The sequence below is a fragment of the Specibacter cremeus genome, assembly GCF_003946885.1.
Classification (GTDB): domain Bacteria; phylum Actinomycetota; class Actinomycetes; order Actinomycetales; family Micrococcaceae; genus Specibacter; species Specibacter cremeus.
In genome coordinates this window covers 13,073-37,589 of sequence record NZ_RWKQ01000035.1, presented here as the reverse complement: position 1 = coordinate 37,589, position 24,517 = coordinate 13,073, and the positions used below count along the sequence as shown (strand labels likewise).

22 protein-coding genes are annotated in these 24,517 nt (G+C 68.6%); 9 read left to right on the top strand and 13 right to left on the bottom strand.

Annotated elements, in window-relative coordinates; genetic code table 11:
• Positions 1–281 precede the first annotated feature (281 nt).
• The gene (locus EJC77_RS13830; RefSeq protein WP_125613654.1) at positions 282–1,445 is read left to right on the top strand and encodes a PLP-dependent cysteine synthase family protein; all 1,164 of its coding nucleotides are present in this window, start codon (positions 282–284) and stop codon (positions 1,443–1,445) included.
• Positions 1,446–1,511: 66 nt separating this feature from the next.
• On the opposite strand, the gene EJC77_RS13825 is transcribed toward EJC77_RS13830, so the two are convergent.
• From EJC77_RS13825 to EJC77_RS13800, 6 genes are all read right to left on the bottom strand, one after another.
• On the bottom strand, positions 1,512–2,096 hold the full coding sequence (locus tag EJC77_RS13825) for a hypothetical protein (protein ID WP_205787322.1): 585 nt from the start codon (positions 2,094–2,096) through the stop codon (positions 1,512–1,514).
• A 112-nt stretch (positions 2,097–2,208) separates the two neighbouring features.
• Positions 2,209–4,521 carry an FdhF/YdeP family oxidoreductase gene (locus EJC77_RS13820; protein ID WP_125613651.1) on the bottom strand — a complete coding sequence of 771 codons (2,313 nt, stop codon included), beginning with the start codon at positions 4,519–4,521 and terminating at the stop codon, positions 2,209–2,211.
• 206 nt (positions 4,522–4,727) lie between these two features.
• Positions 4,728–5,111, bottom strand: coding sequence for a type II toxin-antitoxin system VapC family toxin (locus EJC77_RS13815; protein WP_164520422.1), 384 nt, complete (start codon positions 5,109–5,111; stop codon positions 4,728–4,730).
• Positions 5,108–5,377 (bottom strand): hypothetical protein, encoded by a 270-nt coding sequence (locus EJC77_RS13810; RefSeq protein WP_125613645.1) that lies wholly within the window; start codon positions 5,375–5,377, stop codon positions 5,108–5,110. The genes EJC77_RS13815 and EJC77_RS13810 overlap by 4 nt, the downstream gene beginning before the upstream one ends.
• 38 nt (positions 5,378–5,415) lie before the next feature.
• A complete protein-coding gene (gene moaA / locus EJC77_RS13805) occupies positions 5,416–6,456 on the bottom strand; it encodes a GTP 3',8-cyclase MoaA (RefSeq protein WP_125613642.1) in 1,041 nt (346 codons plus the stop codon).
• Between the two features lie 67 nt (positions 6,457–6,523).
• Positions 6,524–7,249, bottom strand: a complete 726-nt coding sequence (locus EJC77_RS13800; RefSeq protein ID WP_125613705.1) for a pullulanase X25 domain-containing protein — start codon at positions 7,247–7,249, stop codon at positions 6,524–6,526.
• A 173-nt stretch (positions 7,250–7,422) separates the two neighbouring features.
• Between EJC77_RS13800 and EJC77_RS21595 the strand changes: the two genes are divergently transcribed.
• Complete coding sequence (locus EJC77_RS21595; RefSeq protein WP_164520421.1) at positions 7,423–8,220, top strand: type 1 periplasmic-binding domain-containing protein; 798 nt, start codon at positions 7,423–7,425, stop codon at positions 8,218–8,220.
• Between the two features lie 102 nt (positions 8,221–8,322).
• Positions 8,323–9,327, top strand: coding sequence for a LacI family DNA-binding transcriptional regulator (locus EJC77_RS13790; RefSeq protein WP_125613640.1), 1,005 nt, complete (start codon positions 8,323–8,325; stop codon positions 9,325–9,327).
• Here EJC77_RS13790 and EJC77_RS13785 read toward each other — a convergent pair whose 3' ends face one another.
• The 6 genes from EJC77_RS13785 to EJC77_RS13760 all read right to left on the bottom strand — a co-directional run bounded on the left by EJC77_RS13785 (position 9,328) and on the right by EJC77_RS13760 (position 15,754).
• Complete coding sequence (locus tag EJC77_RS13785; RefSeq protein ID WP_125613637.1) at positions 9,328–10,047, bottom strand: SDR family oxidoreductase; 720 nt, start codon at positions 10,045–10,047, stop codon at positions 9,328–9,330. It abuts the gene before it with no gap.
• Entirely contained in the window at positions 10,040–10,786 is a 747-nt protein-coding gene (locus EJC77_RS13780; RefSeq protein WP_205787320.1) for an HpcH/HpaI aldolase family protein, read from the bottom strand. Before EJC77_RS13780 ends, EJC77_RS13785 begins: the two co-directional genes overlap by 8 nt.
• Before the next feature lie 89 nt (positions 10,787–10,875).
• A complete protein-coding gene (locus EJC77_RS13775) occupies positions 10,876–11,736 on the bottom strand; it encodes a dihydrodipicolinate synthase family protein (RefSeq protein WP_125613631.1) in 861 nt (286 codons plus the stop codon).
• 79 nt (positions 11,737–11,815) lie between these two features.
• On the bottom strand, positions 11,816–13,195 hold the full coding sequence (locus EJC77_RS13770) for an MFS transporter (RefSeq protein ID WP_125613628.1): 1,380 nt from the start codon (positions 13,193–13,195) through the stop codon (positions 11,816–11,818).
• Between the two features lie 215 nt (positions 13,196–13,410).
• Positions 13,411–14,802, bottom strand: coding sequence for an FGGY family carbohydrate kinase (locus EJC77_RS13765; protein ID WP_125613626.1), 1,392 nt, complete (start codon positions 14,800–14,802; stop codon positions 13,411–13,413).
• A gap of 7 nt (positions 14,803–14,809) precedes the next feature.
• Positions 14,810–15,754: a sugar-binding transcriptional regulator gene (locus EJC77_RS13760; protein WP_164520420.1), complete on the bottom strand. Its 945-nt coding sequence runs from the start codon at positions 15,752–15,754 to the stop codon at positions 14,810–14,812.
• Between the two features lie 196 nt (positions 15,755–15,950).
• On the opposite strand from EJC77_RS13760, the gene EJC77_RS13755 reads away from it, so the two are divergent.
• Genes EJC77_RS13755 through EJC77_RS13745 form a run of 3 tightly spaced genes read left to right on the top strand, consistent with a single transcriptional unit; the run spans position 15,951 to position 19,664 of the window.
• Positions 15,951–17,555, top strand: a complete 1,605-nt coding sequence (locus EJC77_RS13755; RefSeq protein WP_240630254.1) for a sugar ABC transporter ATP-binding protein — start codon at positions 15,951–15,953, stop codon at positions 17,553–17,555.
• The gene (locus EJC77_RS13750) at positions 17,545–18,567 is read left to right on the top strand and encodes an ABC transporter permease (protein WP_240630252.1); all 1,023 of its coding nucleotides are present in this window, start codon (positions 17,545–17,547) and stop codon (positions 18,565–18,567) included. Before EJC77_RS13755 ends, EJC77_RS13750 begins: the two co-directional genes overlap by 11 nt.
• A 35-nt stretch (positions 18,568–18,602) precedes the next feature.
• A complete protein-coding gene (locus tag EJC77_RS13745; RefSeq protein ID WP_125613620.1) occupies positions 18,603–19,664 on the top strand; it encodes a substrate-binding domain-containing protein in 1,062 nt (353 codons plus the stop codon).
• Between the two features lie 31 nt (positions 19,665–19,695).
• Here the strand turns inward: EJC77_RS13745 and EJC77_RS13740 are convergent, their stop codons facing one another.
• Entirely contained in the window at positions 19,696–20,670 is a 975-nt protein-coding gene (locus tag EJC77_RS13740) for a sugar-binding domain-containing protein (RefSeq protein WP_205787318.1), read from the bottom strand.
• 283 nt (positions 20,671–20,953) lie between these two features.
• Between EJC77_RS13740 and EJC77_RS13735 the strand changes: the two genes are divergently transcribed.
• The 3 genes from EJC77_RS13735 to EJC77_RS13725 are packed head-to-tail and all read left to right on the top strand — an operon-like array spanning position 20,954 to position 24,516.
• Positions 20,954–22,258, top strand: a complete 1,305-nt coding sequence (locus EJC77_RS13735; RefSeq protein ID WP_125613617.1) for an RbtT/DalT/CsbX family MFS transporter — start codon at positions 20,954–20,956, stop codon at positions 22,256–22,258.
• A 27-nt stretch (positions 22,259–22,285) separates the two neighbouring features.
• Positions 22,286–24,052, top strand: coding sequence for a dihydroxyacetone kinase family protein (locus tag EJC77_RS13730; RefSeq protein ID WP_125613614.1), 1,767 nt, complete (start codon positions 22,286–22,288; stop codon positions 24,050–24,052).
• Between the two features lie 2 nt (positions 24,053–24,054).
• Positions 24,055–24,516 (top strand): ribose-5-phosphate isomerase, encoded by a 462-nt coding sequence (locus EJC77_RS13725; protein ID WP_125613610.1) that lies wholly within the window; start codon positions 24,055–24,057, stop codon positions 24,514–24,516.
• Position 24,517 lies beyond the last annotated feature (1 nt).

The following is a 24,517-nucleotide window of genomic DNA, read 5'->3' as shown; positions in this document are numbered from 1 at the left end:
ACACCACTGTAGCCCGTGGGCCAGACGACAACGGCCGTTCCGTGCCACCGTGGGTGGGCCTCCGCGACGAACTGTGGCTTTCACGCGCCCAGGTGCCGGCGGACGTGCCCCGGGCCCGCCTGGCGGCCCCCAAGACCCCAAGACCCCAAGACCCCAAGACCCCAGGGACCGTGGGATCGGTTTGATACGCTTCACACTCGTGCGCAACGGCAGCGTCCGGAACGAACTCCATCGTCACGGGCCGGCCGGTTCCGGACCCCGCCCACTTCCAAGGAGCAGCCATGAGTGCAGCCACCCCCGCCGCCAACCCCGACGCCGGCGCGCCGACGGCGCAACCCCGGCCCGCCGTCGTCGGACTTGTCGATGTGGACCGGACCGACCCGGCAAAGCGCGCGTGGCTGACCGAGGCCATCCGCCGGGTCAAGGCCGACGGCGTCCGCTCCGCCGACACGCACCTGTTGCAGTTCCCGCTGCCGGCCGAGTGGGGCATCGACCTGTACCTGAAGGACGAATCCACGCACCCGACCGGCAGCCTCAAGCACCGGCTGGCGCGGTCGCTGTTCCTGTACGGGCTGTGCAACGACCTCATCCATGCGGAGTCCACGATCGTGGAGGCCTCCAGCGGGTCGACGGCCATCAGCGAGGCGTACTTTGCCCGGCTCATCGGCCTGCCGTTCGTGGCCGTCATCCCGCGCCGGACCAGCCCGGAGAAGATCGCCGCCATCGAGGCGTACGGCGGCCACTGCCACCTGGTGGGCGATGCCGTGTCGATCTACGACGAGTCGAGCCGGCTGGCCGCGGAACTCGGCGGGCACTACATGGACCAGTTCACGTTCGCCGAACGGGCCACGGACTGGCGCGGCAACAACAACATCGCCGAGTCGATCTTCGCCCAGCTGCGCGCCGAACGGCACCCGCTGCCCGAGTGGATCGTGGTGGGCGCCGGCACCGGCGGGACGAGCGCGACGATCGGCCGGTACATCCGCTACCAGGGCCACCCCACCAGCCTCTGCGTGGCGGACCCGGAGAATTCCGCGTTCCTGGCCGGCTGGGCCGGTCACGATCCTGGCGCCACCGGCGGCGGGTCGCGGATCGAGGGCATCGGCCGGCCGCGCATGGAGCCCAGCTTCCAGCCGGACGTCGTGGACCGGATGATGGGCGTCCCGGACGCCGCGTCGCTGGCCGCGACCCGGTTCCTGCAGCGGCACACCGGGCTGTGTGCCGGCGGGTCCACGGGCACCAACCTGTACGCGGCGCTGCGGCTGGTCTGTGAGATGCGCGCGGCCGGGCGCACCGGCAGCATCGTGACACTGTTGTGCGACGGCGGCGCCCGGTACGGGCAGACGTACTACGACGACGTGTGGGTGGCGGCGCAGGGCTTCGACCTGGCGCCGTACCTGGACGTGCTGGCGGCGGCCTGCGCCATGGGCGAGTGGACCGGCTGAGCCCGGACGACGACGGCGGCGACCCGCCCGCCGTGGGCGAGTCGCCGCCGTCGTCCATCACCGCCTCTACAGCGGCAGGTGCATGCCCGAGGCCAGGTTGAGGCCGGTGGCGAACGTCAGGTACATCAGCCACAGGCCCGTGGCCAGGTGCCAGAACCCGAGAGCGCGTTCACCCCAGGCCATGCCGATGCTGTGGAAGAAGTCGCTGACATAGATGAGCGTCAGCCCGCAGAACAGCAGCCCGACGGGCCAGTCGCCAGCCAGGAAGAACACCACCAGCCCCAGCACGGAGATGACGGTGAAGGCCACGGACATGCCCGCGTTGGGGCGCGGATCGCTGCGCTGCCAGCGGTTGTAGCCGAGCGCGAACCAGTGGATGCCGTACGCGGAGAACGCGAGCGCGGCCATGTACAGCGGCGCCGCCTTGAACACCTGGAACCAGGTCATGCCGACGAACAGGTAGATGCCCGTCAGCAGTTGGCAGAAGCCCGGCATCCAGATGCCCCAAACACCGGTTGACCGGTCCACCGCCTCATCCCGCTTGGGCCAGTGAAACAGTTCCTGCGGGCCGTAGATCAGGTAGCCCGTGCCGAGACCGAAAAACCCGAGGCCGATCGGTACGAATGCCGAGGCCTCAAACACCATGTTCATGTCCATGATCCTTTTCAGTGTGAACAAACCAATGTGAACTCACTGGGTGCGAATGATGGAACCGCGGGCAAGTGTGTAGGCCGGGCCTCCTTCCTGGGCCCGTACCGGGTGGTCAGTGGGCGAACGCCGGGGCTTCGGCGCGTTCCAGGCGCACGACGACGGACTTGGAGACGGGCGTGTTGCTCACCTCCGCGGTGTCGTCGAGGGACACCAGCACGTTGGCCTCGGGGAAGTAGGCGGCGACGCAGCCGCGCGACGTCGGATAGCTGATGATGCGCTGCTGGCGCAGTACCCGGTCGGTGCCGTCGGCGGCCTCGCCGTGCACGTCGACGTAGTCGCCGTCGGACAGGCCCAGCTCCTTCAGGTCGTCGGGGTTGACGAACAGCACGTGCCGGCCCTTCTTCACGCCGCGGTACCGGTCGTTGAGCGTGTACATGGTCGTGTTGAACTGGTCGTGGGAACGCACGCTCTGCAGCAGCAGCCGGCCGTCCGGGACGTGGATGGTCTCCAGCTCGTTGACCGTGATCATGGCCTTGCCGGTGGCGGTCGGGAACGTGCGGCTGTCGCGCGGCGGGTGCGGCAGCACGAACCCGCCGGGCCGGCGCACCTTTTCGTTGTAGTCCTCGCAACCGGCGCAGACGTGGGCGATGTGCTCCCTGATGCTGTCGTAGTCGGCCTCGAAGCCGGCCCAGTCGACCGGGTGGTCATCGCCGAGCACGGCCCGTGCCAGCCGGCTGATGATCGCCACCTCGGACAGCGCCGTGGCGGAGATGGGTTGCACGCGGCCGGCCGAGGCGTGGACGGCGCAGACGGTGTCCTCGACGGTGACGAACTGCGGGCCGGCGGCCTGCAGGTCGATTTCGCTGCGGCCCAGCGTCGGCAGGATGAGCGCCTGCTCCCCCACGAACGCGTGCGACCTGTTCAGTTTCGTGGACACCTGGACGGAGAGCTTGAGGTTCTGCAGCGCCGCCTCGGCGACGGACGTGTCGGAGACGGCGGAGACCAGGTTGCCGCCGAGCGCGAACAGGACCTTGAGTTTTCCGTCACGCATGGCGCGGATGCTCTCGACGACGTCGAGGCCCGGCTCACGGGGCGGGTCGAAGCCGAATTCCATTTGCAGACCGTCCAGGAAGGCCGGTGGCATCTGCTCCCATATGCCCATGGTCCGGTCGCCCTGCACGTTGGAGTGCCCGCGGATGGGTGAGGGCCCGGCGCCCGGCTTGCCGATGTTGCCGCGCAGCAGCAGCAGGTTGACGATCTCCTTGATGGTGGGCACGGCCTTCTTGTGCTGGGTCAGGCCCATGGCCCACGTGATGATGACCTTGTCGGCCTTCAGGTACCGTGCGGCGAGCTCGTCGATCTCCGCGCTCCGCAGCCCGGTGGCCGCGAGGACCTCCGCCTCGTCGAGCGTGGCGACGTGATCCTTGAACTCCGCCAGGCCCTGGCAGTGCTCATCGAGGAACGCATGGTCCAGGACGGTGCCGGGGGCGGCGTCCTCGGCCTCGAACACGCGCTTGGACACGGCCTGCAGGAGGGCCATGTCGCCGGCGAGGCGGATCTGCAGGAACTGGTCGGCCAGGTCGGTGCCCCTGCCGACGAGGCCGCGGGGCCGTTGCGGGTTGCGGAAGTTGATGAGCCCGGCCTCCGGCAGCGGGTTGACGGCCACGATGGACGCCCCGGCGCGCTTGGCCTCCTCGAGCGCGGTGAGCATGCGCGGGTGGCAGGTGCCCGGGTTCTGGCCCATGATGATGATCAGGTCGGCCTTGGCGAAGTCGGTATAGGAGACGGCGGACTTGCCCACGCCGATGGTCTCCCCCATGGCGGCACCGGTGGATTCGTGGCACATGTTGGAGCAGTCGGGCAGGTTGTTGGTGCCGAACGCGCGGGCGAACAGCTGGTATTCGAACGCGGCCTCGTTGCTGGTGCGCCCGCTCGTGTAGAACGTGGCCTGGTTCGGGGAGTCCAGCGCGTTCAGTTCCCTGGCGATGATACCGAACGCGTCGTCCCAGCTCACCGGCTGGTAGTGGTCCTGGCCAGCGGCCTTGTAGAGCGGCTCGACGAACCGGCCCTGCTGCCCCAGCCAGTATTCGGTGCGGTCCCGCAGCGAGGAAACGGTGTTTTCCGCCCAGAACGTGGACGGGATCTTCAGCGGGTCCGCCTCCCAGGCGACGGCTTTCGCCCCGTTTTCGCAGAATTCGGCGATCTTCCGGTCCGGCGGGTCCGGCCAGGCGCAGCTCATGCAGTCGAAGCCGTCCTTCTGGTTCATGGCGGCGAGGGTCTTGATGGTGCGCCCGAGGCCCATCTCGGACAGGGCCATGGGGATGGACACCGTGAGGCTGGTCAGTCCGGCGGCCGATTTCTTCGGGTGCGTGACCCGCATGTCGGCGTCGGTGACGTCCTGGACTGGCGGCTTGTTGCTGTTCATGCGGTGCGACCTTCTTCCGGCAGGGCTCCGGAATGAAACGCGGTTGCCGGCCGATCCGGACCCAGGGCGCCTCCGTGGTCAAGCACCCGCGGCTTGCCGCACGGCGGCGTGTGAACTAACGGGCTCTTTTCGGTATATCAGCAGTCATTGCCAAAGGCAACGGGCCGGAAAGTGATGTGGATTACATCCATGCAGGGTGGGTCGGATCACTCGTGAACCTCCACACCGCGCGCCCGGGCAGCCTTGGCGAGCCGTCGATCGAACGTCGCCAGTGCGCAGTGGAGCTTTTCAGCCGTCAACAGGACGCAGCAGTCGGGCACCGTCAGGGACGTCGCCGCCCGTAGTTGCGCGAGTCGAGGCACAGATGCCGCATCCAGTGGATCGGTCCGCAGGTTCATCCGGTCCACGGCCGTCGACACTGCTTCGAGTTGGCCCGCGCGAGCCGGCCCCACCATGACTTCGGCCAGCGTCATCGCGTTCACCACCCATTCCTCACCGGCAAGTGCGTCCAACAGCCGCCGCGATTGCTCATGGAATGCGTCTTGCCCGTCCAGCAGGGCGATGATCACGCTGGCGTCGAGGACGATCACGCGGGCCACTCCGCGTGGAGCGCGGCAATGTAGCCCTCGCCGTAGGCTTCGGTCAATGCTCCCGAGATTTCAGCCAGGGCCGCGCGCCTGGCCGACGTCGCATCGTGACGGCGCGAGGCGACGGCCGAATAGCCCTCTTCCACGAGCCGGACCAGAAGCTTTGCCCGATTTCCATGCAGTTCGGGCCACAGGCGCGATGCCTCATCGAGTGCGCGAGCGATCTTGTCCGTTTCCGTTATCTGGTGTCGTGGCCGCGTGGTTGGCATGCGTCAAGTGTACCACCGGCAAAAAAAGTGGTACACCGTCAGCCGCCGATGTACGACATCTCGATGCGGTGCGACGCCCCACCCAGTTCCGGTGTCTGGGAGCTGCGCAGCTCCGAGTACCGATCCGTCCGGGCACCCCACAGCGCGCGGAGGGCAACCGTGAGCTCGTCGTCGGACGCGCCACCGCGCAGCAATGCCCGCAGGTCCGTCCCGGAGGTGGCGAACAGGCACGTGAACAGCTTGCCGTCGGCGGACAGCCGGGCGCGCGTGCAGCCCTGGCAGAACGCCCGGGTGACGCTGGAGATCACGCCGATCTCGCCCGCCCCGTCGGCGTACCGCCAGCGCCGGGACGTCTCGCCACGGTACTGGGGCGCCAGCGGTTCCAGCGGGAAGGTTTCGTTGATGCGCTCGAGGATCTCGGCGGACGGCACCACCTGGTCCATCTTCCAGCCATTCGTGGCGCCGACGTCCATGTACTCGATGAAGCGCAGGATGTACGGCGTGCCGCGGAAATGCCGGGCCGTGGCGAGGATGTCGCCGTCGTTCTGGCCGCGCTTGACCACCATGTTGACCTTCACCGGCCCCAGCCCGGCCTCGTGCGCCGTGTCGATGGCGTGCAACACCTTGGCCACCGGGTAGGCGACGTCGTTCATGGCCTGGAACGTGGCGTCCCGGATCGAGTCCAGCGACACCGTCACCCGGTTCAGTCCGGCGTCCTTGAGCGCCTGCGCCTTTTGCGCCAGCACGGAGCCGTTCGTGGTCAGGGCCAGATCCGGCGCCTCGCCGTCCGGGGTTCGCAGCCCGGCCAGCATGCGCACCAGTTCCTCAAGGTCCTTGCGCAGCAGCGGTTCACCACCCGTGAGCCGGATCTTGTGCACGCCGTGCGCCACGGCGATGCCGGCCAGCCGTGCGATCTCCTCGAACGTGAGCAGCTGGTCCCGGGGCATGAAGACGAAATCGCGGCCGAAGATCTCCTTGGGCATGCAGTACACGCAGCGGAAGTTGCACCGGTCCGTCACGGAGATCCGCAGGTCCCGCAATGGCCGGCGCAGGGTGTCGGTCAACGCGATGGCGTCCATGACGGGCTTCCTGCAGAAGGGCGGCTGTTGCCTTCAGCCTAGGCCGCCGCGGCGGGGGCGTCGAGGGTCAGGCGCGCAGCACGTCGTGGGTGGCGTGGTCGTAGCGGAAGGTGACCGGACCGCCGTCGTGCGCGAACTCATGGTCGGCGCCATCGCGCACGCCGAACGCGCCGTAATTCTCGTGCCACGACCCGTTCACCACCGCCTTGTACTTGTAAAAACCGGATGGCAGTTCGGCGGTCAGGATCCAGGCTTGGGCCGACTCGTCCAGGCGCATCTGCACCTGCTCGTGCGCCGGTTCCCAGTCGGCCGGCGCGCCCAGCAGGGTGCCGAAGTCGCCGGCGATCGCCACGGACGCCGGCTGCTCTCCGCGGACGACGGCGGCTGCCGCGGCGGGTGCCTCCGTCGCCTTCGCGCGCGCGGCCGGCTTCTTGGCGGCAGGTTTCCGGGGGGTCTTCTTGGCTGATGTCTTTGCCTCAGCGGGCTTGGCCGGCAGCGGCGTGCCCTCCGGCACGGGCGTCCCGGCGGCGAGCGCCGCCGCCAGCTCGGCCACCGTGGGAAACGCGACCGTGGCCCGCAGCCCGTCCTCGGTGATGGTCCAGCCGCCGCGGCCCTTGAGCATCCAACCGGCCTTGACGAGCTGGGCCGTGGCCGCGGTGAGGGTCTTGTGACCGCGCGGGATGCCGCCGCTGAGCAGTTCGGCCTCCTCCGGCGTGAAGGGCACCCGGGCAGCGGCCTCGGCCAGCACGGCCCCGCCGCCCGGTTTTTCGTCGGCCCACGACCCCGCGGCCATGATGTCCAGGACTTCCTTGAGCCGGCGGTTGGTGTTGTCTCGAGCGTTCACGGGATCCTCCTTGGACGACGGGTATGGGTCCACCTTGCCAGCCCTGAATACTACTCGCCGGTATGTGACACGCCCGGGCCAGCATCGGCCTGGTCGGGGACCTGCGCCGGCTCTCCACGCAGGTGGAAGGCGCGGCGGGGTTCGCGGCTGCGTTGCAGGATGCCGGGATCACTGATGGGGAGAGGTTCGTGCGGGCCGACTCGCACGACGCCACCGCCGCGCGGGATGCGGTGCTGGACCTGGTGTCCGGTCCGCTGCCGCCGACGGCCCTGGTCACGACGAACAACCGCATCACGATCGGGGCCCTGCAGGCGCTGGTCGGCTTCGACGACTTCGACCTGGCCGACGTCCTCGGCGCCACGCTGGTGGCCCACGATCCCGACCGCATGGGCGCTCGCCACCCGGATCGTGCTGGACCGGCTGGCCGGCGACGACGGAGACCCGCGGTTCGAGGTGATCCCGACGCATCTCATCGAACGGGCGTCCAGCAGGCGGCCGCCGACGCTGTGAGGACAGGCCCCCGTCAGCGCGCCGCGGCCTCGGCGACCAGCCTCTCCACGCCACCTATCAGCGCATCCGCGAATCTCCCGAGCGTGGGTAGCCATCCTCGGGCCCCGCTCGTGCGGATCGCCGCGTGGCCGAACGCGATTGTCAAGGTCCGGCAGCCCACAGTTGCGACATTGGCCCAGGTCCCTGGGCTGTGCTCTCGCGAGGGAAGTCGGCACCGATCCGCACTCCGGCGATGGCTCCAAGGCGATCCGGCGCCACGGAAGCAGCGCTCGAATTGCCCCGACACGCCGGTAGAACACCCCTTCCCGACACCTCGCGTCGATAAACGAGCGCTGGATCCGACAGTCCCTACCCGCCCGGTAGCCATCCCGACAGAACGGCACCATGATAGATGGCCATTCCCGAGGTGATTGGGCCGGCCTCGAAAACCAGGGAACAAACTTCCAAAATCCCGCCCTCACAGCATGTGCGTAATCGATTGAGTCGGTAGGCTGTGAATCCTAGGGAGGGGCATGAGAAACGACAAGCAGCGCGTCACCATCCGCACGGTGGCCGATGCCGTAGGCGTGTCCACGGCTACCGTTTCCCGTGTCTTCTCAGGGCAGGGCGGGGCTGGGGAGGACGTCACACAACGGATTTTCAGGGTGGCAAGCGAGCTCGGGTACAGGGGCAATTCCATTGCCAGATCCTTGCGAAGCCAGCGAACCGACACGGTTGGGCTTCTGGTCCCAAATCTCCTGAACCCGTTCTTCCCGGCATTGATCCAAGCAATCGAAGTGCGACTCCAGGCTGGTGGCCTTGGCCTGCTCCTGGCCGACTCCCAGGGCTCCGTCGGCGTGGAGGCCCAGAGGATTAGGGCCCTCCTGGACCGGCGGGTGGACTCATTGATCATCAGCCCCGTGGACCAAGTCGAGTCGCGCACCGCGATCCAGGAAGCCCTGCGAAGTGTCACCGTGGTTCAAGTCGACCGTCAGGCCGGAAACGATGCGGCCTATGTGGGCGTGAACCACAGGCAGTCGGTGGAACTGGCGCTGAATCATATGCGCCAGTTGGGCCGGACCCGGTTCGCCTTCGCCGGCTATGACGCCGGCGTTTCAACTTCGGAAGAACGCCTTCGGTGGTTCTTGGAACTCACCAAGGACATTGACCCGGGGGCCTCGACACGGATCTTGCGTGAAACGGTTGGCGATGCGGATGAAGTTCCGCACGAATGGCTGGACAGGCACGCCGATGGCATGGATGCCGTGGTGACGACGAGCGACCTCATTGCCGTGTCGATGCAGATGGCGCTGCGCGAGCGCGGGTATTCCGTTCCCGAGGATGTCGCGATTGTCGGCTTTGACAACACCCGTTTGGCCGCGGTCGCCCAGATAACGAGTATTCAGCAGCCGTTGGATGACTTGGCCGAGGCCGTGGCGGCCAAGGTGGAGGGCACCCGGCTTGAGCTGCCGACCGATGGATTCCCGTGCACGCTTGTGATCAGGCACTCCACGGCCGGCAGCTCAGCGGATCGGTGACTATCCCCAGCTTGATTCGCTCATGCTGCGCAGCGCGACCTCCAGAATTCGGTATCGCGCCGGGCGCGTGAGGACAAACTCGGCGAGGTCCGCGATGTCCTCCGCCTGCATCATGGCGTCAAGGACCGGCGACCCCTCCTCCCGGCCCCGTCCCTCACCGACGGCGAAATTCGTTGCAACGCCGCCCGGGCACAGGTTCGTGGCCCGAATTCCCTTGGACCGGAGTTCATGATCCATGGCCTTGATGAATCCCACCTGTCCGAACTTCGAGGCGCTGTATGCGGCCTCGTAGGGCAGCCCCCTTCGACCGGCTTCGGAAGCGACGGCCAGGATGTCGCCGGTGTCATTCTTGAGCAGGTGCGGTAGCGCTGCACGGACGGCATTCACCGTGCCGGCGAAGTTCGTTTCGATCATTTCTTGGACGCGCTGGGCCGGGACGCCGAGGAACTCGCCCATGTGGCCGACGCCGGCGTTGGCAACAAGGATATCGATCCTCCCGAATCGCTCGGCCGTCTCGTGGGCGAACGCCTCGACGTCGGTCAAGTCCCTCACATCCACGGAGCGGGACAACGAGTCCTCGATGCCCAGGTTGTCGGCGGTTCTCGCTGCCAGGGCGACCTTGACGCCGTTCGTCGAGAGTCGTTCCGCGATGGCTCGGCCGATACCGGAGTTCGCCCCCGTGATCAGGGCGACCTTGCCATTCAAGTCTTGCTTAGGCATTGATGGGTGTCCTTCCATTCGTCGTGTTGGTGTCTGTCGCGGCAGCGATCCGTGTCTCCAGGGCGCGCGTGAAGCCGGTGATGCCCGACGCCACGGCGGCCTGGAAGATTTTGATGTCGTTCCCAAATGCCAAGATGTGGTAGCCCCGATCGAGCATCTCGGCCGCGACAACGTCGCTCGCGGTAGTGAATCCGGCGTACTTGCCGGCCTTGGCGGCCGCTTGCGCGACTCGTTCCAAGGCGTCAAGGTAGATCGGGTTGTCAAAGTCGCCCGGGACGCCCAGGGAAGCGGCAAGGTCGTTGTCGCCCACCCAGAGCACGTCGATCCCATCGACCGTGGCAATGTCATCGACGTTGGCGAGGCCTTCTGCGGTTTCGATCTGGACGAAGACGACGACCTCATCGTTGGCGGCCTGCAAGGCGGCGGCCGCATCCTGTGGTGGGGTGTATCTGTCCGCGACGAAGTTGAACGTCACCGCACGGTGCCCAGCCAGTGGATAGCGGGCGGCATCGACGATGGCGCGTGCCGTTTCGGCGTCGTCGACCGCGGGCACCATGATGAGTTTCGCTCCCAGGTCGAGTGCGGCCCCGATGAGCCACGGCTCCGGCGCCGGCACACGAACCCCTGGCACGATGTCCAGGCCACGGGTGTTGGCCATGCCGGCCGCGATCTTCTCCAAAGGCCAGCCGGTGTGCTGAAGGTCCCAGAAGATGAAGCGGGCGCCGCCGGCCGCCGCCAAGGGTGCGACACCGGGGGTCGCGAATTCCATCACGAAAGTGCCGAAGATCGCCTCGCGGGCGTCAAGGGCTGTGCGCACCGCGTTCGAGGTCATGCCGTCACCCAAGGGGCTGTCAGCAGACCGGAGCCGAACCCGTCCCGAGCCAGACGCCGCTTGACCGCGCCGATGAACTCGCCCTCATTGACCGCTGTTGCAGTGCCGATCTCGGCCAAGTAGGCGTTGACCTCGCGCTGCTTCTTCCAAGCCGAGTCGAGGTCACCCGACTTGGCCGTCTGAATCAGGTCCACAAAAAGGGCAGGGTTGGAAGCGCTGACGACCGAGACGATGGACGTGGCGCCGAGGGCCAGGCTCACCGCGATCAGCTCTTCCTGGCCCTGGAAGACGATGAAATCGTCCGGGGTCTCCCAGATGAGCCGCTGCGTTTCAGCGATCTGCGTGGTCGAGTCCTTGGTGCCCGCGATGCCGTCCGTGCGTGCCAGGCGCAGCATCGTGTCGATTGAGAGACGATTCTTGGTGAAGAACGGATTGTGATACGGGAAGACGGGTTTGCCCGTCATCTCGATGAGGGAGACGAAGTAGCCGTACAGCTCCTCCTGGCTGTAGCCGTAGTAGATGGGCGGGACGGCGAAGACGCCCTTGACGGGCAGATCGGCGATCGGTTCCCATCGTTCCTTCGTCCGCTTCGTCCCGTCTGCGCTGATGCCCGCGATGACCGGAAAGTCGTTTCCGAGTTCATCAAAAAGGATCTCCAGGGCGCGGCGACGGGTGGAGTCGTCGAGGGTCAGCCCCTCACCGCCGGAGCCGAACATCCAAAATCCTGATGCGCCGGCGTCGGCGTTGGCCCGGAACAGGCGGCGCTGGGCGTCCTCGTCGAGGGATTCACCGTCGACCAGGATGGTGGGAGCGGCCGGGAATAGTCCGTGGAAATCAGCAGGGTTGTGGGCAGCCATGGTGGTTTTCTCCTTGGTTGGCGTTGAAAATTTGTTCGATGTCGGATTCGGGTTCAATGACGCATGATCAGTTCGTGTGCTACCTCGATTCGCTGTTGCTGGTCGCCGTGGAGCCTCGCGGGCTCACCGTGACTCCGACGGCTGCGGGAAGTTCTTGTGGGCTCCTGTCGCCAAGAACTCGCTTGGCGACGAGTGCCATGCCGGCGGCATAGACCAGCCAGGCTGCGAGGAAATACATCGCGGGCAGGACGCTCCCGGTCGCGTCCGTGATCATGCCGACCGCGAACGGTCCGATGAACCCGCCCAGGTTTCCGATCGAATTGACGCAGGCGATGCCGACCGCGAGTGTCGAGGCGGACAGGACTTTGGTGGGGAGGGAGAGGAGGATGGGCTGGCCGGCCATGAGCCCGACCGCGGCCACCGTGATGAACCCCATCTGTAGGAACGGATTGTGCGTGGTGCCCACGAGCATGAAGGCCACGGCCCCCAGCAGTGCGGGCAACGCCATGTGCCAGTACAGCTCGCCCTTCCGTTGCGAACGACGCGGCCAGTACCAGAGTGCCAGGATCACGAAAACGTACGGGATCGCCGTGATAAAACCGGTCAGGGTCTTGCTGGATTCGAAATTGGACACGATCGTCGGCAGCCAGAGTTGCAGGCCCAAGGTGGCGACGGGGAAGGCGAGCCAGAATGCGCTCAGGAACAAGACACGTTTGTCCTTCAGTGCCTTGAGCGGGTTGCCATGCTCGGTCGTTCCCGCATTGCTGCCGGCCACTGACGCGAGCACGGCGGAACGTTCCTCGTCGCTCAGCCACTTGGCGGTCGCGGGCGAATCCGGAAGATAGGCGAGCAATACGAACGCCAACACCACAGCGGGAAGGCCCGTCAGGATGAACATCCACTGCCACCCTGCCAGGTTCAAGAATCCATGCGTTGAATCGAGGATCCAGGCCGACAACGGCGCGCCCACGATGACGGCAATCGGATTGCCAAACATGAGCAGGCCGATCATGCGGGCACGGTGCTGGAACGGAAACCAATTCGCCAGGTAATAGATTAGGCCAGGCATGAGTCCGGCCTCGGCTGCACCCAAGAGGAATCGGAACATGTAGAAGGACCAGTCGTTCTGTGTCAGGAACGTCAGCATCAGAATGACGCCCCAGGTGATCATGATTCGAGCAAACCACCGTCGCGGCCCAAACCTGACGATGGCCAAGTTACTGGGAACCTCGAAGAAGAAGTAGCCGATGAAGAACAACCCGGCGCCTAGACCATACGCAGCGTTCGACAGTCCGATATCACCCTGCATGGACAGCTTGGCGATGCCCACGTTGCTGCGATCGATGTAGGCAACCAGGTAAATGATGACCAGGAACGGAATCAGCTTGCGCGTGATCTTGCGCAGGAGCGCGGCCGACATCGCCGGGGTGGCGCTCGACGGAATCGATGCGGTACTCATGCCTGGACCTCACCATGGCCACGGCGATCAAGCGGGGACGAATTTGAACGCAACTTGCTACCTCCTTGTAGGACGGTGGGAGCACACTTGCACCATAAGTGGAACATTGAAACCGTGTGATCACCGTTACGTAATCGATTACGTAACGGTACCAACAGCCTCCCTCGTTGGCAAGGGTTGGTCGGTTTCGCCTGCGAACGACCGCGTGCCGCCGGCTACGGGTAGTGGTACCGCTCGCGCGCGACCGTGAACCGGCCCTTGACCTCGTCGGCCCACGCCCGTGACGTGGAGGGCAGGTACTCCCGCTCGACCCGGCGCGGCCACACCGGCAACTCGCCGGTCAGCGCCCATGCCGCCTGCCGGGCCGCGCCCAGCGCCGCGTACTCGCGCGGCTCCGGCACCACGATCTCGGCGTCCAGCACGTCGGCCGCCGCGGCCTGCAGCGACGTGCTCCGGGCGCCGCCACCCACCAGCACCACCCGGGACGCCGCGACCCCGCGGGCACGCAGCATCTCCAGCGACTCGGACAGACCGCACAGCATGCCCAGGATGGTGGCCCGGGCCACGTTCTCGGCCGTCATGTTGGCCCGGGTCAGCCCGGCCAGGGTGCCGGTCGCCTCCGGCAGCGCCGGCCTGTGCTCCCCGTCCAGGTACGGTAGCAGGATCAGTCCCCCGGCGTCGGCCGGCCCCGCCCCCGCCAGCCGATCGAAGTCGGCCAGCGGGACGCCGAGCATCCGGGCCGAGGCCACAATGGTCCGCGCGCCGTTGATGGCCGACATCAGCGCCAGGTGCTTGCCGGCCGCGTCGGCCAGCGAGGCGATGTAGCCGCTCGGGTCCGGCACGGGCCCGGGCAGCGGGGCGAAGATCGTGGCGCTGGTGCCGATCGAGACGGCCACCTCGCCCTCGGCCAGGCCCAACCCCAGCGCGGCCCCGGCGTTGTCCCCGCAACCGGCGCCCACCACCACGCCCGCCGCCGTGCTCCCGGCCCGCTCCGCCGGCCCCAGCACGCGCGGCACCGCCGGCACGTGGCCCAGCGCCCGCGCCAGCAGGTCTCCCCGGTACGCCTCCTCGCGCAGCGAGTAGTAGCCCGTGCCGGAGGCGTCACTGCGGTCCGTGACCGGCTCGGCGTCCGGGCCCAGGATCCGCCACGTGAGCCAGTCATGCGGCAACAGGACCCGGCGCACCCGGGCGGCCCGCTCCGGATGGGTCTCGGCCAGCCACAGCAGCTTCGACACGGTGGTCGACGCCGTCGGCACCACGCCCAGCGCGGACGCCCACGTGGCCGCGCCGTCTGCGGCCACGAGCCGGCGCGCCTGGTCCGCGCTGCGCGTGTCGTTCCACAGCAGCGCGTCGATCACCGGTTCGCCGGCCGCATCCAAGGCGACCATGCCGTACTGCTGGGCGCTGACCGAGAGCGCGGCGACCCCGTCGAACACCGGGGCCGCGGCGGTGTACGCCTCCCACCAGCGTTCCGGGTCCACGGCCGTCCCGTCCGGGTGCGGGGCGCTGGAAGCGTCCAGCACCCGCCCGGTCGCGGCGTCCACGTGCAGGATCTTGCAGTTCTGCGTCGACGAGTCGATCCCCGCCACGGTGGTCCGGCCGGCCATGGGACGCCTACGCCCCGATCAGGCGCCGCGCGGTCGCGGCGTCCGTGACGAGGGAATGCACCAGCCCGGAGGCCAGCACGGCGCGGATCGCCTCCGTCTTGGCGGCGCCGCCGGCGACGGCGATCACCTGGGGGATGCGGCGCAGCTGCGCCTCGGGGATGGCCAGGCAGCGGTTGTCCAGGTCGTGGATGATCTCCCCGCCGTCGCCCACCAGGGTCGCGCCGACCTCCGCCCGCACGCCGCGGGCGACCAGCTTGTCCCGGTCCTCGGCGCCCAGCGCCGGGTTCTGCATCATCTGCGAATCCGCCGGATTCCAGCTGCCGACGGCGACCACGGCGACGCTCACGCGGGCGAACTGCGCGAACGTGTCGCGGATCTCAGGCTGCTGCAGCAGGCCCTCGGCGGTGGAGGCCATGCTGGCGACTAGAGGCGCGTAAATGGTCCACGGCCGCACCCCCGCGATGGCACTGACCCGGCGGATCGTCTCGATGCCGGTCTCCTGGATGGGCCCGGCGATGCCGGCCAGCTGGACCACCTCGCACGACGGCAGCGTCTTCAAGGCGCGCGCCAGCGCGTTGATCGTCCGCCCCGAGGTCAGCCCGAACACGTCGTCGTCGGTCAGGATCTCCGTGACCAGGTCCGCGGCGGTGCCGCCGAGGTACTGCTGCATCACCTCCGGCTGCTCAGAGGGCACGTTGACGGCGACGGCACGGTCCAGCGTGAATGCGCGCGTCAACTTGATCGACAGGTCCAGGTCGATGCCCGACGGGCTGGCGATCTGGAACGTCACCAGCCCGGAGGACACCGCCTCATCCAGCACCCGCCCCACCTTGAACCGGCTCAGCCCGGTCTCCTCGGCGATCTCGATGCGGGTCCGGCCCTCCACGAAGTGCCGGTGCGCGATGTACGCGCTGCGCACCAAGGCGTCCGGGCCGGGCTGTTCTCTTCTCATGCGCCCATTCTTCCCTGCCAGCCGCACAGGCTCCACACGGCGGCCCATTGAAAATCGGTGTGCTCATATGAGCATTATTATTGCACATATGATGAGATCTGACTCATACTCGAAAGTGGCTGGCGGAGGGTGGGAACTCCGGCAGGGCCCTCAACGACGATTGGTCACCCCAGGAACGCGAAGGAGCTGACGGGTTTTGGCAGCTGACACACAACCACGTACGACGGCGGTACGCACCGATGCGCCGCCCGTCGCCGGGGGCGCCTCCCCCGGCATCCTCGAATGCACGGACATCCGGATCGGCTTCGGCGGCATCCCGGTCCTGAAGGGCATCTCCCTGGCACTGGAGGCCGGCACCGTGACGGCGCTGGCCGGCGAGAACGGGGCCGGCAAGTCCACACTGATGAAGATCGCCTCCGGCCAGTACCGCCCCGACGCCGGGCACGTCTCGGTGCGCGGCGAGCGCCTGGCCGCCGGCGACATCCAAGCCGCCCACCGGCTGGGCGTGGCCATCGTGCCGCAGGAGCTGGCCTCGATCCCGGACATGACGGTCTACGAGAACCTGTTCGTGGGCCGCGAACCCCTCGCCCCGCTCGGGTTGCTGGACCGGCGGGCCATGATCCGTTCCGCGCGCCGGGACCTGGCCGCGTTCGGGCTCGACCTGGACCCGTCGGTCCGGATGGGGTCCCTGCCGGTCGGCATCCGGCAGATCATCGAGATCGTCAAGGCCACCGGCCGTGGCGCCAGGATCCTGCTGCTGGACGAACCGACCAGCGCCATCGCCGAACAGGAGGTCGAGCGCCTCTACGGTGTGGTCCGTACGCTGCGCGACCAGGGCGTGGCCATGCTCTTCACCACCCACAAGATGGAGGAGATCCGCGCCATGGCCGACCGCGTCGTCGTGCTGCGCGACGGCGCCCTCGTCGAGGACAGGCCGCTGGCCGAGCTGTCCGACGACGACATCGTCACCGCCATGATCGGCCGCGAACTCGAGGACATGTTCCCGGAGCCGGCCCCGCACGGCGAGGACGTGGTGCTGGCGGTCCGGGACCTGGTCCTGGCCGAGGGCCGCGCCCCGGTCTCGCTGCAGGTGCGCCGCGGTGAGATCCTCGGGTTGGCCGGGCTGGTCGGCGCCGGGCGCACCGAACTGCTGGAAAGCATCTTCGGCATGCGTCGCGCCCGGGGCGGCGCCGTCGTCGTCCATGGGAAACCGCTGCCGGCCGGCAACCCGGCCGCCGCGATCGGCGCCCGCGTGGCGCTGGTCCCGGAGGACCGCAAGGGCGCCGGCGCCGTGCTGTCGATGAACGTGCTGGACAACGCCTCGCTGCCACGCATCGCCGATTTCAGCACGGCCGGGTGGATCAACAACCGCAAGCGCACCGGCGCCGTGGGCGGCGTGCTGGCGGACCTGCGGCTGAAAAGCCGCGGGCTCGGCCAGAGCATGGAGACGCTCTCCGGCGGCAACCAGCAGAAGGTGGTCTTCGGCCGCTGGCTCACCGGCCCCGTCGACGTGCTGCTGCTGGACGAGCCGACCCGCGGCGTGGACGTCGGCGCCCGCAGCGAGATCTACCGCATCATCGTCGACCTGGCCGCCCGGGGCATGGCCGTGATCATGGCCTCCAGCGACATGCCGGAGATCCTCAGCCTCGCCCACCGGGCCTTCGTGCTGCGCGACCTCACGGTCGCCGGCGAACTCGACCGGGCCGCCCTGGCCCTCCCCTCCGCACCCGAGACGATCTTCCGGCTGGCCTCCGGCCTGGACGCGTCCACCCAGAAAGACACGAAGTCCCATGAGCACTGACCCCACCACCACCCTTGAACCGCCCGCGATCGTGATGGCAGCGGCGCCGGCGCCGACCCGGTTCGGCTGGAAGTCCCTGCAGGGGCTGGCCGTCCGGCATGCCATGGTCGTCATCATGCTGCTCATCGTGGCGTTCTTCCTCTACAAGAGCGCCCGGTTCGGCACCGTCGACAACCTGGCCACGATCCTCATCGCCGCCGCCCCGTTCGCGCTCATCGCACTCGGCCAGACCCTGGTCATCCTGACCGGCGGCATCGACCTGTCCGTGGGCAGCGTCATCGCCGCCAGCGCCATGGCCTCCGCGTACGTCGCCTCCGCCACCAACGGCAACATCGCGCTCACCGTGGTGACCGCCGTCGTCGTCGGACTGGCGGCCGGGGCCGTCAACGGCCTGGTGGTCAGCCGGCTGAACGTGCCGCCGTTCATCGCCACCCTCGGCATGCTCACCGCCGCCTCCGGCATGGCCTACGTGATCGGCGGCGGCGCGCCCATCAACGGGCTGCCGGACAGCTTCGGGGCCATCGCGAACACCGAGGTGCTGGGGCTGAAGGTGCCGGTGCTGCTCATGATCCTGTGCGTGGCCGGCTTCGCCGTCATCATGCGCCGCACGTCCTACGGGATGCGCGTCTATGCGGTCGGCGGCAACCGGCTGGCCGCGGAGATCGCCGGCGTGAAGTCCCGGCGCATCCTGTTCAGCGTCTACACGGTCAGCGGCGCACTGGCCGGCGTCTCCGGGCTCATGCTCGCCTCCCGCGTCATCTCTGGCGCCCCCAACCTGGGCCAAGGCTACGAGCTCGACGCGATCGCCGCCGTCGTGATCGGCGGGGCCAGCCTCATGGGCGGGCGCGGCACCGTGCTGGGCACCGCCATCGGCCTGCTGCTGATCCAAACCCTCAACAACGGGCTCGACCTGCTGATCGTGCCGTCGTACTGGCAGGACGTCATCAAGGGCGTGCTGATCGTCTTCGCCGTCGGCATCGACGTCTGGGCCGCCAAGCGCCGGGCCCACTGACCCCCTCACCCCCCACCACCATCAAGGAGCCACCCATGAAAACACGCACCTCACTTCTCGGCGCCGGACTCGCCGTCGCCACCGCCCTCACCCTGGCCGCCTGCGGCATGGGCGACACCTCGGCCGGCAACGCGGCGGGCGGGAAAGCCGTCACCGTCGGCGTCACCGTGTACGACATGTCCTCGTTCGTCACGCAGGGCAAACAGGGTATGGAGGCCTACGCCAAGGCGAACAACATCAACATGCTGTGGAACTCGGCCAATCTGGACGTGGCCACGCAGGCCAACCAGATGGACCAGTTCATCAACCAGCACGTGGGCGCCATACTGGTCAACCCCGTCCAGGCCGGCTCGCTGCAGCCGCAGATCGCCGCGGCGAAGGCGGCCGGGATCCCCGTCATCGACGTCAACTCGTCGCTGAAGAACAACCAGCTGGCCGGCTCCGTGCAGCCCGACGACGTCGCCGCCGGCGTGCAGGAGGCCACCATGATGGCCGACGCGCTCGGCGGCAAGGGCAACGTGGTCATCCTCGAGGGACCCAAGGGCAGCTCCGGCCAGCTGGACCGCGGCGCCGGCATCGACAAGGTCCTGGCCGCACACCCCGGCATGAAGGTGCTGGCCAAGGACACGGCGAACTGGAAGCGGGACGAGGCCGTCAACAAGATGAAGAACTGGATCTCCGCGTTCGGCCCGCAGATCGACGGCGTCATCGCCGAGAACGACGACATGGGCCTGGGCGCGCTGCAGGCGCTGAAGGAGGCCGGCCGGACCGGGGTGAAGATCGTCGGCATCGACGGCATCGAGGACGGGCTGAAGGCCGTCAAGAGCGGCGAGTTCATCGGCACCTCGCTGCAGCACGGCACCGTGGAGATGACCGCGGGCCTGGCGGTCGCGGCCAAGCTGGCCAAGGGCGAGAAGGTCCAGGCGACACCGAAGTACATCATGCCGGCCATCACCACCAAGAACGTGGATGCCGCCCTGGCCAACGTCGTCACCGGGCAGGCCGCGTTCCTGGCGCAGCTGCCGGCCCTCGTCGACGCCAACCTGCAAAGCGGCGACATCGCCTTCGAGAACCTGCCCGGGCAGCGCAAGCAGTAGGGGCCCGGGGACCTGGCGGACGCCGGCCGGTTCAGGCCGCGGCGTCCGCCAGGAGGTCCAGCACCGACCGCGCGGTCCGGGTGTCCGTGACGAGCCGCTTGAACAGGCGTGCACGGGCGCCGCCGACGATGCTGCCGACCTTGTCCTGTCCGGCCGCCACGGCGACCGAGTGCGGAATGGCCTGCAGCGCCGCGGGGCGAATGCCGACCATGTACTCGCTGCCCGGGAACCGGACCTCGTTGCCGTCGAGGTCGAAGAAGTTCAGGCAGACGTCACCGGCGGCGCGGGCGAGGGAGTTGTCCTCGCGCGGGATGAAGCGGGAGATGGAGCCGCGGGTGGTGGGCGGGGCGCCGACGCCGACCACCGCGCCCTTGGCGCTGGCCCAGAGCCGCTGGATCCGCTGGAAGTCCGGGTCGCGTTGGAGCATCTGAAACATCTCGGCCGTGGGCAGCGCCTGCGCCCACACGAACGCCGGGTGCGCACCGGTGCGCTCGGCCACGGCCCGGGCAATCTCGTTGGTCTGGTGCCACGGCTCCGGCTCGGCCTGTCCCCCGACGGTGGGGACGACGACGACGCCGGGCAGCTGGGGCAGCTCCGACCGGCTGAGCTCGTACAACGTCCGCCCGGACGCCGCCAGCAACACGTCACCCGGCATCAGCCCCATCTCGCGCAACGCCACGCCGACCATCGGGGCGAAGCCGGGGCCGATCCGGTTGGCGAGGTCGCCTTCCGCCAGGTAGGCCTTGTCCACGCCCAAGGCCGAGGCCAGCTCGGCCGCGAGCGCGTCCGAGGCCGTCTGCGCCGGGGGGAGCACCTCGATGCGGACCATGCCGATCCGGCGCGCCTCGGTCAGCAGCCGGCTGACCGTGGGGCGGGAGACCTTCATGGCCGCCGCGATGGCGGCCTGGTTGGCGTCCTCCATGTAGTACATGCGGGCGGCCTCGTACAACACCTCGGGGGCAAACCTGCTCTCCGGGCGACCCACGTCGCCGGTCGTCGCACTCACCACATGCCCCTCCCTGCCGGGTCTCGAATCACTCCCTCCATGGTAGTCGCCACCGGCCCCCTGTGAACAAAATTTCACGATTCAATCTCGAGAAATTTTGTTCTTGACATTTGTTCACACACTGGCGACACTGGAATTGTTGATGACGTGGCCCACACAGCCGGAGCGAGCGAACTATGATCGGACGACCCAGCTCAATGGCCATGATTGCCGGAACACTTGTTCACGACAATGCGGGCACCTGGCCCGCCACGATCCACCCATCAGAACAAAGGCGTTTCCCATGACCACACTGCTCACCCGGCCGGCCACGGTCGCCGAGACCCGGCTGGACCGGATCGGCATCCCGCATTCGCTGCGCTGGGGATTCCTCGGCGTGCTGATCTTCATGACCGGCAACGGTGTCGAGTCGAACTTCATCGCCCCGCACATGGCCCACGCGCTGGGCGGGGCGGCCGCTCTGGCGCCCACCATCATCACGATGTATGGTGTCGCCGTGCTCGTCGCCTCGTACCTTTCGGGCGCCCTGTCCGACCTGTTCGGACCCCGGCGCGTGATGGCACTCGGCTGCGCCGTCTGGATCGGGTTCGAGGCCCTGTTCCTGCTGAGCATGAATGCGGACTTCACCCCCGGCATCGTCGCCGCCTACTTCTTCCGCGGCTTCGGCTACCCGCTGTTCGCGTTCGCGTTCCTCGTCTGGATCAACACGGTCGTGCCGCGCAAGCGCAACGGGACGGCCGTGGGCTGGTTCTACGTCATGTTCACCGGCGGGCTGCCGACCCTCGGCTCCCTGTTCGCGCTGATCTTCATCCCCCTCTTCGGTGGCGGCGACGCCGGCGAGGCGACCACCATGGCGGCCTCCGCCGTCCTGGTCGCAACCGGGTTCCTGGTCGCCTGGTTCGGTGTGCGCGAGCCGCTCGGACGCCGTCGCCTGGCCCCGGCCGGGGAATCCGCCGCCCACGTCCTGACCGGCGGGGTGCGGCTGCTCGGCCGCGAACCGCGGGTGCTCATGGGCTTCCTGGTGCGCCTGATCAACACCGCCCCGCAGTACGGCATGTTCGTCATCCTGCCGGCCGTGATCGGCGGCGAGCTGGGCTGGACCCAGACCCAATGGCTGATGATGACCGTCATCGTCTACGCCTCGAACGTCCTGTTCAACGCCTTCTTCGGGGCGATCGGCGACAGGTGGGGCTGGCAGCGCACCGTGCGCTGGTTCGGCGTCGTCGGCTCCGCGATCGGCCTGCTGGCCTGGTGGTACGTCCCCCACCTGGTCGCCCCCGGCTCCACCTGGGGCTACTGGCTCTCCGTGCTGGCCGGCGTCGTGTTCGGCATCATGCTGGCCGGCTTCGTGCCGATGGGCGCGATCATCCCCGCGCTGACCCCGGCCCACAAGGGTGCGGCCATGGCCATGTACACCACCGCCGCCGGCGGTGCCGCGTTCCTCGGGGCCGCCGTCGTCGCCGTCGTGCTGCCGTGGGGCGGGAACACCGGCGTCGTGTGGGCCTTCGTCCTCCTCTACGGCGTGGCCTTCGCGCTCACGTCCTTCCTCAAGGTCCCCGGGGATGCCCCCGGCGCCCGCCACCACTAACCCATACCAGCACTTGGAGCAGTTGCCATGACCAAGATCTTCAACGACCCGGCCGAGTTCGCCGACGAGCAGTTCGCCGGGTTCCTGTCCCTCTACGCCGACCGGTTGCGCGGCGTGCCCGGCGGGGCCGTCGCCCTGCCGGACGCGTCCGGGCCCCAGGTGGCCGTCGTCATCGGCGGCGGCTCCGGCCACTACCCCGCGTTCTGCGGACTGGTGGGGCCCGGCCTGGCCAGCGGCGCCGTCGTGGGCAACATCTTCACCTCCCCGTCCGCCGCGCAGGTGTACTCGGTGGCGAAGGCCGCCGACCAAGGCCGCGGCGTGATCCTCTCGTTCGGCAACTACGCCGGGGACACCATGAACTTCGGCATCGCGGCGGAGCGGCTGCGCAAGGAGGGCATCGACACGCGCATCGTCGTGGTCACCGATGACATCGCCTCCGCGCCGGAGGAGGACAAGCGCCGCGGCATCGCCGGGGACTTCACGGTGTTCAAGGCCATGGGCGCGGCCGCCGCGGCCGGGCTGGACCTTGACGGGGTGGAGCGGATCGGGCGGGCCGCGAACGCCGCCACCCGCACGCTGGGCGTCGCGTTCTCCGGCTGCACCATGCCGGGCGCGCAGGGGCCGCTGTTCACCGTCCCGGAAGGCCATCTGGGCCTGGGCCTGGGCATCCACGGCGAGCCGGGCATCCGCGACGAGGCGCTGCCGAGCGCGCAGGAACTGGGCGCCACCCTGGTGCGCTCGCTGCTGAAGGAAGCGCCGGAGCGGGCGGGGAAGCGCGTGGGCGTGATCCTCAACGGGCTGGGCACCACGAAGTACGAGGAGCTGTTCCTGCTGTGGAACACGGTCGCCTCCGAGCTGGCCTCCGCCGGGCTGGAACCGGTGGACGTGGAGGTAGGCGAGCTGGTCACCAGCCTGGACATGGGCGGCTGCTCGCTGACGCTCATGTGGCTTGACGAGGAACTGGAGACGTACTGGACGGCCGACGCCTACACCCCGGCGTACCGCAAGCAGAAGGCCGCCACGGCCGGGCTGCTCTCCCCCGCGGAGGCCGCGGACCAGGACACGGCCGAGACGGAGACGGCGCCGCCGGCTACCGCGGCCGCGCGCGCCCTGGGCCGGCTGGTCCTCGACGGGCTGGCCACCATGCGCCGCACGCTGCACGAGCATGAGAAGTCCCTGGGCGACATCGACGCGGTTGCCGGCGACGGCGACCACGGCCGCGGCATGGTGCGCGGCATCGACGCGGCGCTGACGGCGGCGCTCGCGGCAGCCGAGGCCGGAGACGCCTCCGAGACCCGGGCGCCCGGCGGGGCGTGGCTGCTGCACCGGGCCGGCGGGGCGTGGGCCGAGCAGGCCGGCGGCACCTCGGGCGTGCTGTGGGGGGCCGCGTTGGAGGGGGCCGCCGCCTCGCTGACGGACGACCGCGACCGCTACACGGCGGCCGACTTCACCGCGGCCGCAGACGCGTTCGCCGGCGCCATCACCGACCTCGGCCGGGCGAAGCCCGGCGACAAGACCCTGGTGGACGCCCTGGTGCCGTTCGTCGACGAGCTGCGTGCCGCCGTCGGGCGCGGCACCCCGTTCGCCCGGGCCTGGTCGGGCGCCGCACGGGCCGCGGTCGAGGCGGCCACCGCCACGGCCGGGCTCAGGCCGAAGCTGGGCCGCGCCCGCCCGCTGGCCGAGAAGAGCGTGGGCACGCCCGACGCGGGCGCCACCTCGCTGGCACTGATCGTCACCGGCCTGTGCTCGCTGAACAACGAATCCCACCACGAGCTGCAACACGAAGGGGCCTGACCATGGGCGACGACACCTTGCGGATCGTCATCGGCTGCGATGACGCCGCGTACGAGTACAAGGAGATCCTGAAACAGGACCTGGCCGCGAACCCGCGCGTGCAGCTGGTCGCCGACGTCGGGGTCGACGCGGACGGTCACACCCCCTACCCCCATGTGGCCGTGAAGGCGGCCACGATGGTGGCCGACGGGCAGGCGGACCGGGCGTTGCTGCTGTGCGGCACCGGGCTGGGCGTGGCCATCGCCGCGAACAAGGTGAAGGGCATCCGTGCCGTCACCGCGCACGACTCGTTCTCCGTGGAACGCTCCGTGCTCAGCAACGACGCGCAGGTCCTGTGCATGGGCCAGCGCGTGGTGGGCATCGAACTGGCCCGGCGGCTGGTCGCCGAATGGCTCACCTACACCTTCAACCCATCCAGCGCGTCGGCCGAGAAGGTCAACGCCATCAGCAGTTACGAGGCATGAC

What these genes read in the sequence shown, in the direction of transcription:
- EJC77_RS13830 (WP_125613654.1), top strand. Translation starts at nt 282, where the DNA reads ATGAGTGCAGCCACCCCCGCCGCCAACCCCGACGCCGGCGCGCCGACG.
- EJC77_RS13825 (WP_205787322.1), bottom strand. Translation starts at nt 2,096, where the DNA reads ATGAACATGGTGTTTGAGGCCTCGGCATTCGTACCGATCGGCCTCGGG.
- EJC77_RS13820 (WP_125613651.1), bottom strand. Translation starts at nt 4,521, where the DNA reads ATGAACAGCAACAAGCCGCCAGTCCAGGACGTCACCGACGCCGACATG.
- EJC77_RS13810 (WP_125613645.1), bottom strand. Translation starts at nt 5,377, where the DNA reads ATGCCAACCACGCGGCCACGACACCAGATAACGGAAACGGACAAGATC.
- moaA (WP_125613642.1), bottom strand. Translation starts at nt 6,456, where the DNA reads ATGGACGCCATCGCGTTGACCGACACCCTGCGCCGGCCATTGCGGGAC.
- EJC77_RS13800 (WP_125613705.1), bottom strand. Translation starts at nt 7,249, where the DNA reads ATGGCCGCGGGGTCGTGGGCCGACGAAAAACCGGGCGGCGGGGCCGTG.
- EJC77_RS13790 (WP_125613640.1), top strand. Translation starts at nt 8,323, where the DNA reads ATGAGAAACGACAAGCAGCGCGTCACCATCCGCACGGTGGCCGATGCC.
- EJC77_RS13785 (WP_125613637.1), bottom strand. Translation starts at nt 10,047, where the DNA reads ATGCCTAAGCAAGACTTGAATGGCAAGGTCGCCCTGATCACGGGGGCG.
- EJC77_RS13775 (WP_125613631.1), bottom strand. Translation starts at nt 11,736, where the DNA reads ATGGCTGCCCACAACCCTGCTGATTTCCACGGACTATTCCCGGCCGCT.
- EJC77_RS13770 (WP_125613628.1), bottom strand. Translation starts at nt 13,195, where the DNA reads ATGAGTACCGCATCGATTCCGTCGAGCGCCACCCCGGCGATGTCGGCC.
- EJC77_RS13765 (WP_125613626.1), bottom strand. Translation starts at nt 14,802, where the DNA reads ATGGCCGGCCGGACCACCGTGGCGGGGATCGACTCGTCGACGCAGAAC.
- EJC77_RS13760 (WP_164520420.1), bottom strand. Translation starts at nt 15,754, where the DNA reads ATGAGAAGAGAACAGCCCGGCCCGGACGCCTTGGTGCGCAGCGCGTAC.
- EJC77_RS13750 (WP_240630252.1), top strand. Translation starts at nt 17,545, where the DNA reads ATGAGCACTGACCCCACCACCACCCTTGAACCGCCCGCGATCGTGATG.
- EJC77_RS13745 (WP_125613620.1), top strand. Translation starts at nt 18,603, where the DNA reads ATGAAAACACGCACCTCACTTCTCGGCGCCGGACTCGCCGTCGCCACC.
- EJC77_RS13735 (WP_125613617.1), top strand. Translation starts at nt 20,954, where the DNA reads ATGACCACACTGCTCACCCGGCCGGCCACGGTCGCCGAGACCCGGCTG.
- EJC77_RS13730 (WP_125613614.1), top strand. Translation starts at nt 22,286, where the DNA reads ATGACCAAGATCTTCAACGACCCGGCCGAGTTCGCCGACGAGCAGTTC.
- EJC77_RS13725 (WP_125613610.1), top strand. Translation starts at nt 24,055, where the DNA reads ATGGGCGACGACACCTTGCGGATCGTCATCGGCTGCGATGACGCCGCG.